The 14,975-nt window shown below is 41.0% G+C and carries 12 protein-coding genes; 1 reads left to right on the top strand and 11 read right to left on the bottom strand.

All coding sequences use genetic code 11. The annotated features are described in order from the left end of the window. Nucleotides 1-519 precede the first annotated feature (519 nt). Nucleotides 520-729 carry a helix-turn-helix transcriptional regulator gene (locus NLX71_RS27190; RefSeq protein WP_375377963.1) on the top strand — a complete coding sequence of 70 codons (210 nt, stop codon included), beginning with the start codon at nt 520-522 and terminating at the stop codon, nt 727-729. 40 nt (nt 730-769) lie between these two features. Here NLX71_RS27190 and NLX71_RS24890 read toward each other — a convergent pair whose 3' ends face one another. The 11 genes from NLX71_RS24890 to NLX71_RS24840 all read right to left on the bottom strand — a co-directional run bounded on the left by NLX71_RS24890 (nt 770) and on the right by NLX71_RS24840 (nt 14,658). Further along, nucleotides 770-1,534: an ABC transporter permease gene (locus NLX71_RS24890; protein ID WP_254366471.1), complete on the bottom strand. Its 765-nt coding sequence runs from the start codon at nt 1,532-1,534 to the stop codon at nt 770-772. Between the two features lie 11 nt (nt 1,535-1,545). Then, nucleotides 1,546-2,340 carry an ABC transporter permease gene (locus tag NLX71_RS24885; RefSeq protein ID WP_254366470.1) on the bottom strand — a complete coding sequence of 265 codons (795 nt, stop codon included), beginning with the start codon at nt 2,338-2,340 and terminating at the stop codon, nt 1,546-1,548. After that, entirely contained in the window at nt 2,337-3,065 is a 729-nt protein-coding gene (locus NLX71_RS24880) for an ABC transporter ATP-binding protein (protein WP_090673317.1), read from the bottom strand. The genes NLX71_RS24885 and NLX71_RS24880 overlap by 4 nt, the downstream gene beginning before the upstream one ends. Nucleotides 3,066-3,099: 34 nt before the next feature. Then, entirely contained in the window at nt 3,100-5,046 is a 1,947-nt protein-coding gene (locus NLX71_RS24875) for an FtsX-like permease family protein (protein WP_254366469.1), read from the bottom strand. Further along, nucleotides 5,018-5,791 carry an ABC transporter ATP-binding protein gene (locus NLX71_RS24870; RefSeq protein ID WP_254366468.1) on the bottom strand — a complete coding sequence of 258 codons (774 nt, stop codon included), beginning with the start codon at nt 5,789-5,791 and terminating at the stop codon, nt 5,018-5,020. Before NLX71_RS24870 ends, NLX71_RS24875 begins: the two co-directional genes overlap by 29 nt. A 211-nt stretch (nt 5,792-6,002) precedes the next feature. After that, complete coding sequence (locus NLX71_RS24865; protein ID WP_254366467.1) at nt 6,003-6,998, bottom strand: sensor histidine kinase; 996 nt, start codon at nt 6,996-6,998, stop codon at nt 6,003-6,005. Then, nucleotides 6,995-7,705 carry a response regulator transcription factor gene (locus tag NLX71_RS24860; protein WP_254366466.1) on the bottom strand — a complete coding sequence of 237 codons (711 nt, stop codon included), beginning with the start codon at nt 7,703-7,705 and terminating at the stop codon, nt 6,995-6,997. The genes NLX71_RS24865 and NLX71_RS24860 overlap by 4 nt, the downstream gene beginning before the upstream one ends. A gap of 257 nt (nt 7,706-7,962) precedes the next feature. Further along, nucleotides 7,963-9,336 carry a lanthionine synthetase C family protein gene (locus NLX71_RS24855; RefSeq protein ID WP_254366465.1) on the bottom strand — a complete coding sequence of 458 codons (1,374 nt, stop codon included), beginning with the start codon at nt 9,334-9,336 and terminating at the stop codon, nt 7,963-7,965. Continuing rightward, nucleotides 9,333-11,216: an ABC transporter ATP-binding protein gene (locus NLX71_RS24850; protein WP_254366464.1), complete on the bottom strand. Its 1,884-nt coding sequence runs from the start codon at nt 11,214-11,216 to the stop codon at nt 9,333-9,335. Before NLX71_RS24850 ends, NLX71_RS24855 begins: the two co-directional genes overlap by 4 nt. Further along, on the bottom strand, nt 11,213-14,362 hold the full coding sequence (locus NLX71_RS24845; protein WP_254366463.1) for a lantibiotic dehydratase: 3,150 nt from the start codon (nt 14,360-14,362) through the stop codon (nt 11,213-11,215). Before NLX71_RS24845 ends, NLX71_RS24850 begins: the two co-directional genes overlap by 4 nt. A 122-nt stretch (nt 14,363-14,484) precedes the next feature. Next, complete coding sequence (locus NLX71_RS24840) at nt 14,485-14,658, bottom strand: FDLD family class I lanthipeptide (RefSeq protein WP_174551258.1); 174 nt, start codon at nt 14,656-14,658, stop codon at nt 14,485-14,487. Nucleotides 14,659-14,975: the final 317 nt, after the last annotated feature.

The following is a 14,975-nucleotide window of genomic DNA, read 5'->3' as shown; positions in this document are numbered from 1 at the left end:
TATCGGTTCCGTTTTTCCATAGCTTCATTATAACTTATTTTTCACTCTCCCGTGTCTCAACCTATGGGAGCATTATAGTTCGCCACGTCCCCCAGGCCCCCCGAACCATCGTTTGCTAGTTATTATGGCATAAGTTGAAAGCGGTTACTAGTCCTAGGCATCTGAAGGATTGGTTGTAGGTAGTTCACATTCACAGACTATTAGTCAATTCAAACTTCGGGGAAGAAGGGAAAATTGTTATTTGTAAATAAGTTGAAAAGACGTTTTCCATAAAGCCGCTTACTATTGAATTTGGTTTCTACTATATTTTGAATTAATAAAATATTATGGATAATTATCTCAAAAAATGTTTTAATATAAGTATCCTATAATTATTTTCAAAAAAATGACTGTATAATACAACTTACAAGATAACTAAAGCTACACAGTCACAAATCAAGATCAATAAGATCAATAGGAGATGACTTATATTGAACCAGACAGAATTAATAGAATTCTTCGATGTAAAAAAAATAATTAATAGATTTAACTTCACGTGAGAAAGAAATTACGTTTTACTGGGTATTAGATTATGATTATAAACAAATTGCCAAACAAACTCATCTGTCGGAAAATACGGTCAGAACGTACATTAACAGAATACACACCAAAATGGGAGTGCACTCCAAAACATCGCTGCTTTTACTTTTGTTAGGTATCAAGCGTAATATTGAAATTACAATCAAATAAAATAACATAAATATGCCCCGCTTGCCTGCGGGGCGCGAGTTTAAACAACCTTTCGCTCCCAACGCAGAAAACTGATTATTGTAAAGGCAATCATGGATCCGAATAAGTAAATCCAAAATTTCAAAGCCCCTTCCGCGCTAATCGCCAGAAGAATTTGCTGGAAAGGATCAAATAATATGACAAGCTCTTTAGCGAATTGGTATAGTACGATGGAACTGATAAACAGAACAAAGAAAGCAATAAGCGGTCTCGAGACAAATAAACACACTACACTACTCAGCATAAGCTTGGCTATACAAGTTAGTACAAAAAGCAAATAAAATTTTATCGTATACAATGCAGCTTCTCCCGAGCCTACGGGAGCCGTAGATCCATACATAACAAGCGTATCGCTATGCGGAAAGAATAGCCAAGCACTTAGGATCGCAACAAAGTACGTAGCACTAATAAATATTGTCGTCGTCGCCGCGAGAGCTAAAAGCTTGGCACCCCAAAATTGAAACCGACGAAACGGCCTGAGCAGGTATAGTCGATAAGCTCCTGAATAGATTTCCCCGCTTAATTGATCGACAAAGATGATCGGCAGTATTACCGCAACGAGCAACAAGGATACATCACTCATCATAAACCACGGCATATTTAAATCATTCATCGGTATTTTCCCTTCACCGAAGCGAAATTCCCCCCAGCCCCGAATCTTCAAACTCCATATGTTAGCTATTACAAGAAGTAAGAAGATACAGTATATGATAATGAGTTTCCTTCTCCAGATTCGCTCCATCTCACTAATCCACAATCCGAACATATGGACTCCTCCTAATTCATGTAATCATCAGCAACAAAACGACGATAGGCAAGCCAAGTGAAAACAAAAGAATTCACGATCAATACTGTTGCTATTGCCCAAAGTGCAGATTCACTTCCCGATAACGCGGTATGCAAACCCGTGTGCTGCATATATGGAACCAATACATAGGAGATTAAATCACGTAGATATGGAAAATATGAAAATAAAGCAGCTAATTTCAAGTACAAGCCATCAAATAATAGAGAGACTAGCACATAAGCTAAGCTAATACCGATTGCATAAGTAACATTCTTGCTATACATAGCTATAAACGAGAAAACACAGCTAATTCCAACTAATGAAGCATAGGCAAGTATATAATATTCAACTGTATAGCCCAATGCTGAGCGAAGCGACGGGAGTTCCAACGGGAGTCGTACGATTCCAATGGCCACTAAGGAAATTCCAAAGGCAAGCAGCAGCATTAAAATGCAGAGCTGAATCACGAACAGTTTGCAAAAAAAGATCTGTCCCCGTGCATACCGACGTAAGAACAGAAAACGCAACTGCCCACCTCGAAATTCTTCCGTATATACTGCAGCAACAAGCACAGCGACGACTATATTGCATATGAAGTACAAATTTTGGCGGAGCCCAAACATAGGAAACAGGCTAGGCGATACAGATGAAGAACTATCCGGCGGATTTAGCCACAAAAAATAACTTCCCGCAGTGTAAGCAAGAAAAGGTGCACTTAGAAAAATAACCCATATCCATTTACGCCTAACTAATTTTTCAACTTCACAAACGATTAATGTTCTCATGCGTGCATTAACTCCATAAAAGCATCCTCCAGGCGCTGTCCGTCCTGAACTAAATTTTGAGTAGGACCCATCCAGATAATGGTCCCCTCTCGAATAATGATTAACTCATCGCACATTTTTTGTAGCTCATCAAGCAAATGGCTTGAAATGAAAAAAGCATAATTTGCTGAATTGCGCAAGCGAAAAATAATATCGCGTAACTCTCGCATCCCGATGGGATCCAACCCATTCGAAGGTTCGTCAAGCAATAAAATTTCCGGGTCTCCAAGCATGGACTGTGCTATTCCAAGTCTTTGTTTCATACCAAGAGAGTAGGTCTTTACTCGGTCATCACCTCTTTTTTGAAGACCTACAGCTTGCAACAATTGTTCGATATGCGCTTCTCTCTGTGAAGAAGAAATTTGCGAGTGCAGCCGCGATAAATTGCGCAATACTTGCCTACCTGTCATATATTCAAAGAAGACAGGCGATTCAATAATTGCGCCCACTTTAGACAACGCCCGTTCGCGCTCGGATTGCACATCAAACGAATCGATGCGGATATGACCGTTTGTGGGCCGGATCAAACCAGTCATCATTCGCATCATTGTCGTTTTCCCTGCCCCATTAGGTCCAATGAAGCCATAAATTTTCCCTTTTTCAAGTGTAAATGATGTTTCAAAAATAATATCTCGCTTGCCAATTCTTTTTGTTATTTTATCGACTTCCATAATAATGTTAGACATAATGATTTCCTCCAATTCATTGTTATTGAGCGATTTAAACCATCACTTTATCTAGTCGCCGTAGGTAACGTGAGCGAACAATCAAGAAAAAAACACTTTGTACTCCCAGAAACAAAGAGGACGCAATCAAGACAGGTGTGTATAGCGTGTTGATATACATGGTTTCGAGAATAGGCCTTAATACAACCAATGTCTGTATGGTAGATATCACAATTGGGACAAAGAACAACAACCCTATTTGCAATGTTGCCGAAGTCTTCATCTCTGCAGTGCTAAGCCCAATCTTCGATAGAGTGCGAACCATTTTACTATCCGCCAAAAGCTCCGTATGAAGTTTGAAATATAAAAAGCTTGCTGATGATATGGAAAAGATTAATGCAATAAAAATACCGATAAAGTTAAATAAAGATGTTCCCCGTTCTGCGTTTAAATAACTTCCCATTCGCGTAGAAAAAAAATTGGCCGTTTGATGCTGCCCAATCCTTTCTTGGAACCATTTTTCCAGGTCGATGCTAATTAGAGCCTCCGGGCTTTCCGATTTTGGAGATTGATCATTCCATTCAGGAACATAATAAACATAAATTATACTTTCCCTCCTTTTGTCCTTTAGTTCTTCATACTCGTCACGGCTCACTACCAAGAGATTCGTATCTCTAAAACCAAGTGATGCGATCGCTTCGTTCTTATAAATATCGTTAATGGACAATGTTTGTCCGGACTCAAGCGTGATCGCATAAGGTGGTCTTTTATCAGCGAGAGCGGAGCCGGTTGAGTTGTAGATCAGGAAAGAGCCTTCATTGTCCAATCTTTTGTTTGGAAGGATATTCATAAACGCTGAAAGTTCGTTGATATTACTTGCGGCTATCACTTCAACGATTGAATCTTTGTTTTGATCCACAGAGTGAACGCTTGTTTTCACTTTAATTCTCTGAGTTGTAACCTTGATTTGATTGTAAGTGACACCTGCCGCGTTCAAATGCCTGTTGATTTCCTTTAAGTCCCCTTCGGAATATTCGTTTTGAAGACTATAATAATTCAATGCAAAAGGATTGTTTATGTAACTCTGATGATTCGCTTGGGCCATGGATAACACAAGGCTCGAACTCATACAGGCAATAGAGGTCACGACCGTAATCATAAAAAGAATTCGGGCGTTGTCTTTTATTTTATAAGCTATCTCAGATATCCAAAGTAGGTTAGTGCCTCGCCATAAAATCTTACGATTTCGTTTTAAGAGACGAACCATATAAACGGAAAGCTGGGAATAAAACAGATAGGTACCTGCAACTCCTGTTGCAGCCGCAACAAAGATTTTGTTCGGCGTCAACGTCTCCATACGAAGAGAAATTAGGCCAACAGCAAGCATTACCGTTCCTGTGAAAGTCATGAAGATTGATGCACGAGGTTCTTTTTTAGGAATTTTGTTCCCTTGAAGCAGTTCAAATACTTTGATTTTTTGAACAAAGGCAAGAGTAAACAAAGAAATACAAATGAATAATGCGGAAAAAGAAACGACCGTAAACAGCAACGCCTTGGCAGGCCAGTAAAAGGGTAGTTCTTTCATCTCAGTCATCTTCGTACTGAAAAGCAAGAACAGTTTAGATAAGAGCAACCCTCCAGCAATGCCGGTGAGAATAGAAGCAAACCCAATTAACATATTCTCAAAAAAAATTAACCGATTAACCTGAGCAGGTGTAGCACCTATAATAAACAAAATTCCCAATTCCATGTTACGAGCTTTTAAAAACATGCTGATGGAATAAAATATAAAGAAAAAAGCAAATAGAAGTATTACGTATTCCGCAGCCTGCATGCCTGCTCGCGCCAGTTTCCCTATTGGAACTTGTTCCATTCTGGGGTGGTAAATAAACACAGCGTACGTAAAAAAAATCATGACCATAAAGGCACTGCTAATAAAATAGGCAAAGTATGCACGTGAGTTCCGTTTGACATTATTGAATGCGAATTGACGAAAGCTCACCCGAATGACCTCCCCAAAACGAAAGGGTGTCGATAATTTTTTGAAAAAAGGTTTGTCTGTTTTCTCCACGACGGATTTCAGCTGCCAAACGTCCATCCTTAATAAAAATAATTCTTTGGCAATAACTGGCCGCCAGCGGGTCGTGAGTAACTAGCATAACAGTGGTCCCCTTCTGCTGGTTAGCGGCAGCAAAGGATTCCATCACCACGCGCGAGGATTTCGAATCAAGTGCGCCTGTTGGCTCATCTGCGAGAAGAAGAACAGGTGAGGTAATAATTGCTCGAGCAATAGCGGTCCTTTGGCGTTGACCACCGGATATTTCATAAGTGCGTTTATGCAAAATATCGCTTATTTCCAACAGCGCCGTAACTTGCTTCAGCTTTGCATCCATCTCTGCAAGCGGCTTATTGTCAAGCGTTAATGGGAGCACGATGTTTTCCGCTACAGTTAACGTATCCAACAAATTAAAGTCTTGAAATACAAATCCGAGCTGTCTTCTTCGGAATATCGCCAAATCCTTTTTGCTTAATTTATAAGGATCGCTGTTATTAATTCTGACCATGCCCGAGTTCGGTGCGTCAATAGTAGAAATCACATTAAGCAATGTCGTTTTACCACTACCCGAAGGCCCCATAATACCTACAAACTCACCTTCATCAATAGTCAGGTCAATATCGCATAAAGCATGTGTAGCCACCTTGCCCGTATATATTTTGTTAAGTCCCTTTACGTGAAGAATGTTCATCCCACTCGCTCCTCAATTGCGCTCTTCTCTTCTAACTGTACTGTATAGGTGACCGCGCTGCTATAGATTTACCTTAACTTTGTCTTACATAGCATTTAAGGTTATGTTCGGTAAATTTTAATGGCTAATCGATCATGCAAAAGGAAAATACAAAGAAGCGATCCAAGTGATCTATACACGGATTGCTTCTTTGGGAATAATTCGATTTCCTTTAAGTGAGCACTCGTTTATAACTAAACTCTAACCTAACGGTAGTTCCCATCCTAGGTCCCGAATCTAACTCAACCCTATGACCAAGCCGATTGCAAATTTCCCGTACAAGGTATAATCCCATCCCGGTAGACTCATGATACTGGCGGCCTCGTTCACCCGTGTAATACGGGTTAAACACTCGTTTGAGATCTTCTTTGGTAATACCGATTCCCTCATCACGAATTTCCAAAATTATACTATCACCCTGCTGGTAAGCATGGATATATACGTTTTTTCCGGAGCCCTCCGTATAATTAACTGCGTTGATGAGAATTTGCCCTACCATAAATTGCAGCCATTTCCGGTCACTATATACCGGCCAATTCTCAATTAGTTGGATATTAGGAGTAACACCCTTACGTATAAATAATCGACGATTTTCAGCAACAGCTTGATTGACGACTTTCTGAAGCGATACGTTCTCCACAATAAAATCTTGTTCGAAACGCTCTAGGCGTGATGTATAAATGACCATCTCAAGTCCTTTTCGCAATTTGTCCAGCTCTTCCATAATTCCATCTGCCGCCGTATCTTCGAGGTCCTGTACTGTAAGCTGAATGACGGAAATCGGTGTCTTCATTTGATGTACCCAACGATTAATGAAAATGACATGCTGCTCCATACTGCTCCTGTAGCGGTGCATTTCTTCTTGATAGTATTGATCGCAATGGCTGAATAATCGATTAACGGCGTCCGGAAGCGGGGATTCGCCCATCGACTGTATAGTCTCTCTTCCCCATTCGAGGGGATTATTTAGCTGGGTGTAAAACCTCCTTAGGCTAAAATAGCGATAGCTCAAATAGACCGCCAAAACGGTGGAACTAAGTAGTGCTCCGTAAACAACGATCGAAAAAGGACGATCTTCTCCCGTAAGCCAATACAAAAGCGGAACCAATATGATTTGGACAAGATAAAATAGCAGTAGCGGAATATGGTCCTTCCAAAAAAGTCTCATATGGAGGATGCTCCTGTTCCGGAATTTAGTCTGTAGCCTACGCCCCGAATTGTTTCTACCGCCTCTTCCGCCCCAAGTTCTTTTAATTTTTTACGAACGCGCGTAATATACACATTCAATGTATTTTCATCGATAAAATGATGATCTTCCCACATCAGATCAAGCAGCCGATCCCTGCTGACGACACGTCCGGCTTTAGTCATCAGAGTTTCCAATAACACCGCTTCTTTTTGTGTCAGTTCTGTTATGCCCTCACCAAGCATGACAACAAAGCGTTCTGGAAACAAAACAAGATTGCCTGCCTTGACTTTCCTTTCTCCTTGTCCAAACGAGTATGAACCATAGGCCCTTCTTAAATGGCTGCGGATTTTGGCCATGACCACCTCATAATGAAATGGTTTGGTAATATAATCGTCTGCCCCGTTTTCAAGCGCCATAACTTGATCCATTTGACTATCCCGGGCAGAAATAAACAGAATCGGACAGTGGGAATGTGAACGAATTTGCCGGCACCAGTAATAACCGTCATATTTAGGAAGGTTGATATCAAGCAGAACCAGATGAGCGTTTGACTTTCTAAAACTATCCAGAACATCATTGAAGTTATCGACTTCCTTTGCGGTGAAACCGTACTTATTTATATAGGAGCAAAGTAAGTCGGAGATTTTAGCGTCGTCTTCGACAATAAGAATCGTATACGTGTTCATCAACCTCGCCTTACGATGAACTTTATTGATAGGTAATATAGGAGCACAGCTACACCAATTTTACTTTTATTTACAATAAAATGTTTCGTCCCAATCATAACAGATATTTCATATTCAAACAATAATTTGGCTAAGTTAAATTCTCAGAAACTCCAATATAATAGTTCAAAATATGAACAGGAAAACCCGCAATGCTTGCGGGTTGGAGTTTAAGCAAATATTCTTATACAAATGGAACATTGGCAGGCAACCATTAATTAATGAACCAATAATACAAAATCCCAATCCGGGCTCTTTTTTGAAATCAAAGAAGCCAGTACCAAGGCCACCCCTGCACTACCCGTTAGAAATCCTGCTTCATCTACTTCTCCGTCTTTCCCCTTTTGATCATAATAACCAAATAATGAATCCGGATTATACATATCCAACAAATCAACGACAAAGCGATCACGCATAGCGCTCAATCCTGGATGACCAGTGTCCGAATACATTCGTTGAATAAGATGCAATAGACCGCTTAATCCGTGACACAGCGTGGCAGATGTTAAACCTCCTTTCGTCTCAATTCGCTGTTCAATCTCCAAATATGCGTTCAAACCTGATGCAATCCACTCTTCATTCTGTACGGCATGTCCTGCAAGCCAAAGTGATCTTGCAATCCCAGGCGCACCATAACACCAAGAATCTCTATGTCCTCTGATACTGTCAGACTGTATTTCATCATGTAGCAGTTCTTCAAAAGAAACTCTTCCGGGCCAAATGGTTCCTGTAGAGCCCCTCATTTTCCATTTATTTACCCATTCCGCCAGTTTCCGAATATTTGCTTCGATACTATCTGTAGTCCATCCATTTATTTCCGATAAACTCATAAACGATAACGGTCCCGTTATGCCATGAGACAACCCCAAATTAAAGTTTCCATGGGGATATTGAACCTTCTCTTGTTCCAAAAATTGATCCTCCGAACTTATATGCCATGCTGGTATTATGTATCCGTTATAGCTTTTTTCGTCACAAAAAATATCAAACAACTCAATAATTTGTTCCCAAATCATCTTCATTCGCGGTCGTTCGGGGAATAACATCACAACACGACCGATTCCGGCAAATCCTTGAATCGTGTCATATTGATCCATTCGAAGTCGACCCACTACCCATTGTTCTTTACAGATTTGGACTTTCTGTAGCACCAATTCTTCGAACCATGACGCTAGGGTATCCAACATCCCTAGATAACGGGTTCCCCCTCTTGATAAAGCTCGTACACCTACTAATACACCTGCAAGTCCGCTATAAAGCGATAAACTGTGAATATTTTGCTGTTCGAGAGAACTTTGGATTTGCTGCAAATAATGATGCCCAATCCTATCCCAGCCTTCATCCGGGAACAAACGATCCATTTGTCCCAGCAATAGACAAATCCCGGTAAAACCATTCGCGAGAGTCAGATCTGACCAAGCATCAATCTTCATCCCTTCGATCTCTCGCTGCGGAACCTGCCGCATCATGAATTGTACCTTTTCCGGATCCTTGTAACGCTTGGCAATGCATCCCAACACATGCGCAACTCTTTCTTCTACCGGTCCATTTAACGGTCTCCAAGCTGTGGCTAACGTTCTCTCTTTTATCATTTTCGGCCTCCTCCTGCGTACTCGACTCCAACTCCTTCATCTGTGAACGAACTCGCCTGTACACGGTACATTTGGGAATATATGCCGTCCAATTTGATAAGTTCTGCATGTGTTCCTTGTTCAACGATCTGGCCATTATCCATCACAAGAATCTTATCCGCGAGTCGTGCCGATGAGATGCGATGGGTGATGAATATCGCCATCCGTTCTTTCATTAAATCTTGGAACAACTGCAGCAAATCCTGCTCTGCCAGCGGGTCCAAAAAGGAAGTCGGTTCATCCAAAATATATACATCCGCACTTCGAAAAAAAGCTCGAGCAATCGCAATACGCTGCCACTGCCCTCCCGAAAGTTGAAAACCCTCTTCAAACCATCTTCCCAACTGCGTGTCCAAACCATAAGGCAGTTGCTTGATCGTTTGATCAATGGCCGCACACTTAGCCGCGTCCAGTAGCTGCTCATCTTGCTCTAGCTTATCCATGGATCCAAAGCCTATATTATGACGTACTGACATTTCATAATGTACAAAGTCTTGAAAAACAATGCCTATACGCTCTTGAATTTGTTGTAGATCATAATCGAGGATATTATGTCCATTTACCTTAATGACACCTTGGTAATCTGCGTAAAGCTGCATCAGAAGCTTTACCAATGTCGATTTTCCTGATCCATTCTTACCTACAATGGCAATCGTTTGGCCTTTAGCCAAAGTAAAATGAAGATTTCGAATCGTGTCGCGGGATTGTCCCGAATAACGAAAAGAAACTCCTTCAAAAGAAATTTGCTCAATTCGAAAACTCTCATCACACGATACTTTAGGGGGAGTAAGCAACTGTTTCTGCCGCTGGACAGGATCTGATGTTGGCACTTTTAAAAATTGAAGCAACTGCTCCATATAAAGATTGCTTTGGGAAAATTTTATCATGCCATGGATCATCGCCTGCATCTGGCTCTGCGATAGCGTAATTGCCTGAATGTAGCCGTACAAACTTCCGATCAAGATTTCTTTATGGAAAGCTTCTTGGATCACAAGCCAAATCAACCAGAATAATAATGCAATTTCCAACATATCGTAAAGTAATTTAATCCGGGTATATTTCATCAATATTCGCCGATCCACAAGCAAAAAACTTGTTAAAAAGTCGCGATAACGATTCAGCAAATAAGGGCCGAGTTGAAAAAGCTTCACTTCCTTAAAAGCGCTATCATTCGTCAACAAATAGGTCATATACCACGTTTGTCGATTTAGAGGAGTGCGATCCATATAAATGCGAAACTGTTCGCGATTAAGTTTTAATAGAGAATAGAATGAAATAGTAGAAATAATAAAAATAACAAGTACAACCCACCATTTCCATAAGATTAGTAAAACAGCGGAGGAAAGCATTGTAATGAGACTAGAAGCGATTCCCGCCATTTGCGTATATAGTTGATAGGGTCGGTATGACGATTCCTGATTCGCTCTCTTTAACTGGTCGTTTACCTCCGAATTTTCATAATCCGCCAGACCCAATGTAGTCGATTTTTCACAAACCATAATATTTAGCGTATTCGATAGCAATGTCTGAAGAATTCCATCCACATAGCTTTGTACAGCGCTAATGACATTTTTCATCACGAATACAAGTATAAATAATGCAAATTGGGTTATTAGCCAAGCTTCTCCTTGTTTCCATGCCATTGAAACGCCGTTTAGTAGATTTTGCGTAACGATTAAGGTGGCCACAGGCATAATACCTTGAATTATGTACAAGAGGACGCTTGTAAGCGTGTACCTCTTATTCATCCGGAATATCAGTTGGAATAGCTGCAATCCGTGCAGAACAGACCGCAGCACAGAACGCAATTCATGGTGCACACCCTCCTGACCGTTCGTCATTGGAATGTCCTCCGGTACTGCACCAAGCTATTCATGGCATGGCGAGCCATAATCATTACCTTGCGCTCCTGATCCCGATCCGTTCCAAGGAACCGATTCAGATGCATATGAATTATACTGAATAATATGTCGTCTTTTGTGTTCGTAAGGACGCCCTTCTTCTCTTGATCCAGCAGCGTTTCCCAGTAACACCTCACCGCTGCTTCTCTTGTCTTAACAATTCGATAAACCACATCTCCCTCTAGATGAGACGGCTTTACTCCATTTTCTCCGCCTAACATCTGCATAAACAACCGACGCTCTTGACGAAAATCATCCAGATAATCCTTCACATAGAATTTTTCATTAAGAAGTTCGTAAACCTCCTGCTCCTTGTTGCCAAATTGGTACAATAAATAAATCACACTTAGAACAGCTACGTTTTCCTTGCTAAGTTGAATCTGTTGGAATCGAATCAAACGAACAAGATTGGAGGTTACTTCGCTATCGGCAGCGAACAGCCGCTCGGCCAAGAACATCAGTTCCGGTCCGCCATACCGTTCAATTTCCGGTTCATACGTATCTATAATGACCTTTGAGATCACTCCCTCCTGTAGTAATGTTTTTGTCCAATTGTGAAAGATACGTACAAACTGTGCTTCTTCTTTTGATATTTTGAAGCGAGCTCTAATGTGACGATTCGGATCGGAATAGCGAATAAAATACGCCTGATCGACAACCCCCTCCTCCCGACATTCTCGAACAAACCCTTCCCAATAACGCCCAATAAATTCGTCTTGACGGGTACCCAGACCATATAACTTGGCATAAAACCAAGGCCCGCCCGGTAAATGTATATGCCGGATTTCTTCTACGAGCGGCTTCGTATCTATTTCGCTCGTTGCGGCGATTTCTTCTAATGAGCATGTCTGTCCGCTCCCGCGCACGAGCGGAAACACGAATTCCGCAACCACCCGGCCATCGCTTCGATGAATAGGTAATCCCTCAAATCCTCCTATATGTTCGATTAACGTTACTTTAGCGTTTGATTTTAAATCTTTGCATATCTCTTCTACGTGCAGTGGATGATCAAGGTCAAGCAAGATTCGATTATCGAACTGAATCATATACACAAAACGGGGTACCTTCCACTCCTCCCGAAATTGTTGAACGACGAGTCCCAGATTCTCGACGTTTTCTTTCCCAGTCGTTATTTGAGAGATTTGAATTCTCCATGTCGCCGGGCAAAGTATAATCTTTTCATACCGCAAACGCGGCGTAAAGGGAGATTGGGCCAGCGACCCCCATTCTATTACCGACCATGGTCTGTACCCTTCTTGACTAACTTCCATTAAAAAGCGATAGACATTTGGGGCATTTCGGTAATTCAACATATGTCCGGCTGTAGGAACCACTTCTCGATTATGTTTTCGTGACTTCAGGTAAAATCGATTATGTCGTACACCAACCACAAGATCAGAGACATGAATTTGTTGTCCGGCTGGCATAGTATGATTCGTACCAATAGCTATTTCATACTTACGAAAATTTTCCGTGAGCACAACATTAGTAGACCTCCCTACACTTGGAAGATACGAAATCTCAGCGAATAGCTTACTAGGGGATAAGCGTTGTTCTTCCTGATGAATTATGTTAAACGTCTCTTTAAAGCGGTCACCGAACAAGTCAATAAAGCGCCCAAATGTCCTGCCTGCTCCGTCAGAGCCAGGATTAGGACTTAAAACCAAAGTGTATTCTCCATCGTCGAGCTTCTGATGATTGTGTGCAACCAGTTGAAAGTATAATTCCATAGACGGTAGGGGGATTAATTCCTGAGATTTGTTATCATCCATGAGTTGTTCGACCATTTCATCCGTGAGCATAACTTCTTGTTCGCCTCTATGCAGGCAGGATACGAACCATTGTAAAAGGAGCTGTTCCTGTTTTGCCACTGTACTCGTTAACCGGCGTCGATGGCTCTGAGGGTTACTATATGTAGCGGGAGCCCCTAAACCCGTTTCTTCATCAAGCAATTCGAGGATTGGAACTTCACGGTATGGTCCATAATTTTCCAAAAACTCATTACAGTATTCTTCTAGGTGCCTGTTCCTTCGTGATGAAGTTCGGCAAAGCAATTGTGCCGCTTTCTCCACATCTTTACGAATTCGATCAGTCAAAGTAATCGACCGGTCTTCTAAAGACAAGTCAATTTGTAATGGAGACTTCACATTCATAATCTCATTCATGGCTTTGCGCAATTGCGACAGCATTTCTTCACCCTGACCTACAGGAAGTAAGTTATACTTAAAAATGTCCTCTCGAATCCGATGAAGCTTATCCTTCAAATCCTCCATTCCTGTTATCGATTCTAACACAGACATCACATGTCCCAATGGATCTGTTGTCGTCGTTGGAGGTCTTAACTCCGAAATTAAAAATTCTTGTTCAAAAAGCTGCCAAACATAATGTTCAATTGTCTCTATTTCGGCTTTTTTGAAACGCTCCCGAATCCAAGAGATTAGTTTTGAATAAGAGATCGGATTTGTGCAAGCATCCATCACACAGTCAAATACAGCCGATGCACGAACAGATACGCTTTCGTTCCCCCCCTCGCCCAGTCCTCCATATCTTGTAGTATAAGGAAGCTTCGCTCTATTCCCCTGACGATATATTAAGGTATTGCGCTGAATCTTAAGTTGGCATACAACCTCACGTTTATTCTCTAGGCTTCCTATAATTTTTAATAACCATTCCATATCAGGCCTTGCATGTTTAATGTAAGTATCGATTCCGTTTAAATTAAGCCGAGACCGTTCTCCGAATTTCCCATACGTGACTCCCGAAAACAAACCAAATGGTGTCGGTCGAGTCATCATTCTTAATAAATAACGCATAAATCCTTTTACCACTTGCCCGCGTTTGCGTAAATTATCTTCGTTACCGAGGTGAACGAGTGACTCAAGCAAGTTTGGACTTGCCGCCGCGATCGCTTCACGAATGATTCTATTTTCGGACAATTCTATAAGATAGGCTAATGAGGTTCTCTTCAACGTTAGCGGTTCTTCACCTTCGGTCAGAAAATATTTAGAAAATAAGTCGAAAGGCAAGATAGGCGCGCGAACCATAAAAAAGTCCATAGCTCGATAAATACTAGTCTCCGTTGGCATTTGGCCCCTCCGTTCTCAGCTGTTGTTCCTAATGTGAAAAGAGGGACTAAATAAGTCCCCCCTCCCAACAAATCAATCGTATAACAAATTTTACAAATAATTATGAATACAACTTGTCATTATTAGCATAGAGCGCCAATGTTGGTAAAGCAACGACCGCAAGTATCAACGCAAGTATTCTTCGTTTCACCATCGCCACATCCCCAACTGCAGTCAACAACACTTGTTACTTGGGGTGTAATAGAACCTTGAGACTTGTTCACCTGTATATCCAAGTCAAATTGATTGTCAGCCATTAGAATCTACCTCCTTCCTATCAGTTTTTATATGAACAATATTATCGAATCGATTATTATCACTCGAAATATTGTCATATATGGGTGCAATCTTTCATTTGAAGTTGTTCGCTTCAATGATTAAATTGTAACTCGAGAATTTAATCGAAATAAGTCTACATATGTATTATTTTTATTTATTTAGAAAATTGAGGATTATATTAATGGTTAATCGAGAAAAAAATAGCCTGCCCTATCCATCCTGAATCCCCGCGATATTATAACGAGGCTCCCTTAGAACCCTTGTAATGTCGCGGTTTTTTGGTCATTTTTACCTT

It is taken from the genome of Paenibacillus sp. MZ04-78.2, assembly GCF_024213375.1.
GTDB lineage: Bacteria > Bacillota > Bacilli > Paenibacillales > NBRC-103111 > Paenibacillus_G.
Note: the sequence above shows the minus strand (reverse complement) of the source record. Positions and strands in the feature narration are given on the sequence as shown.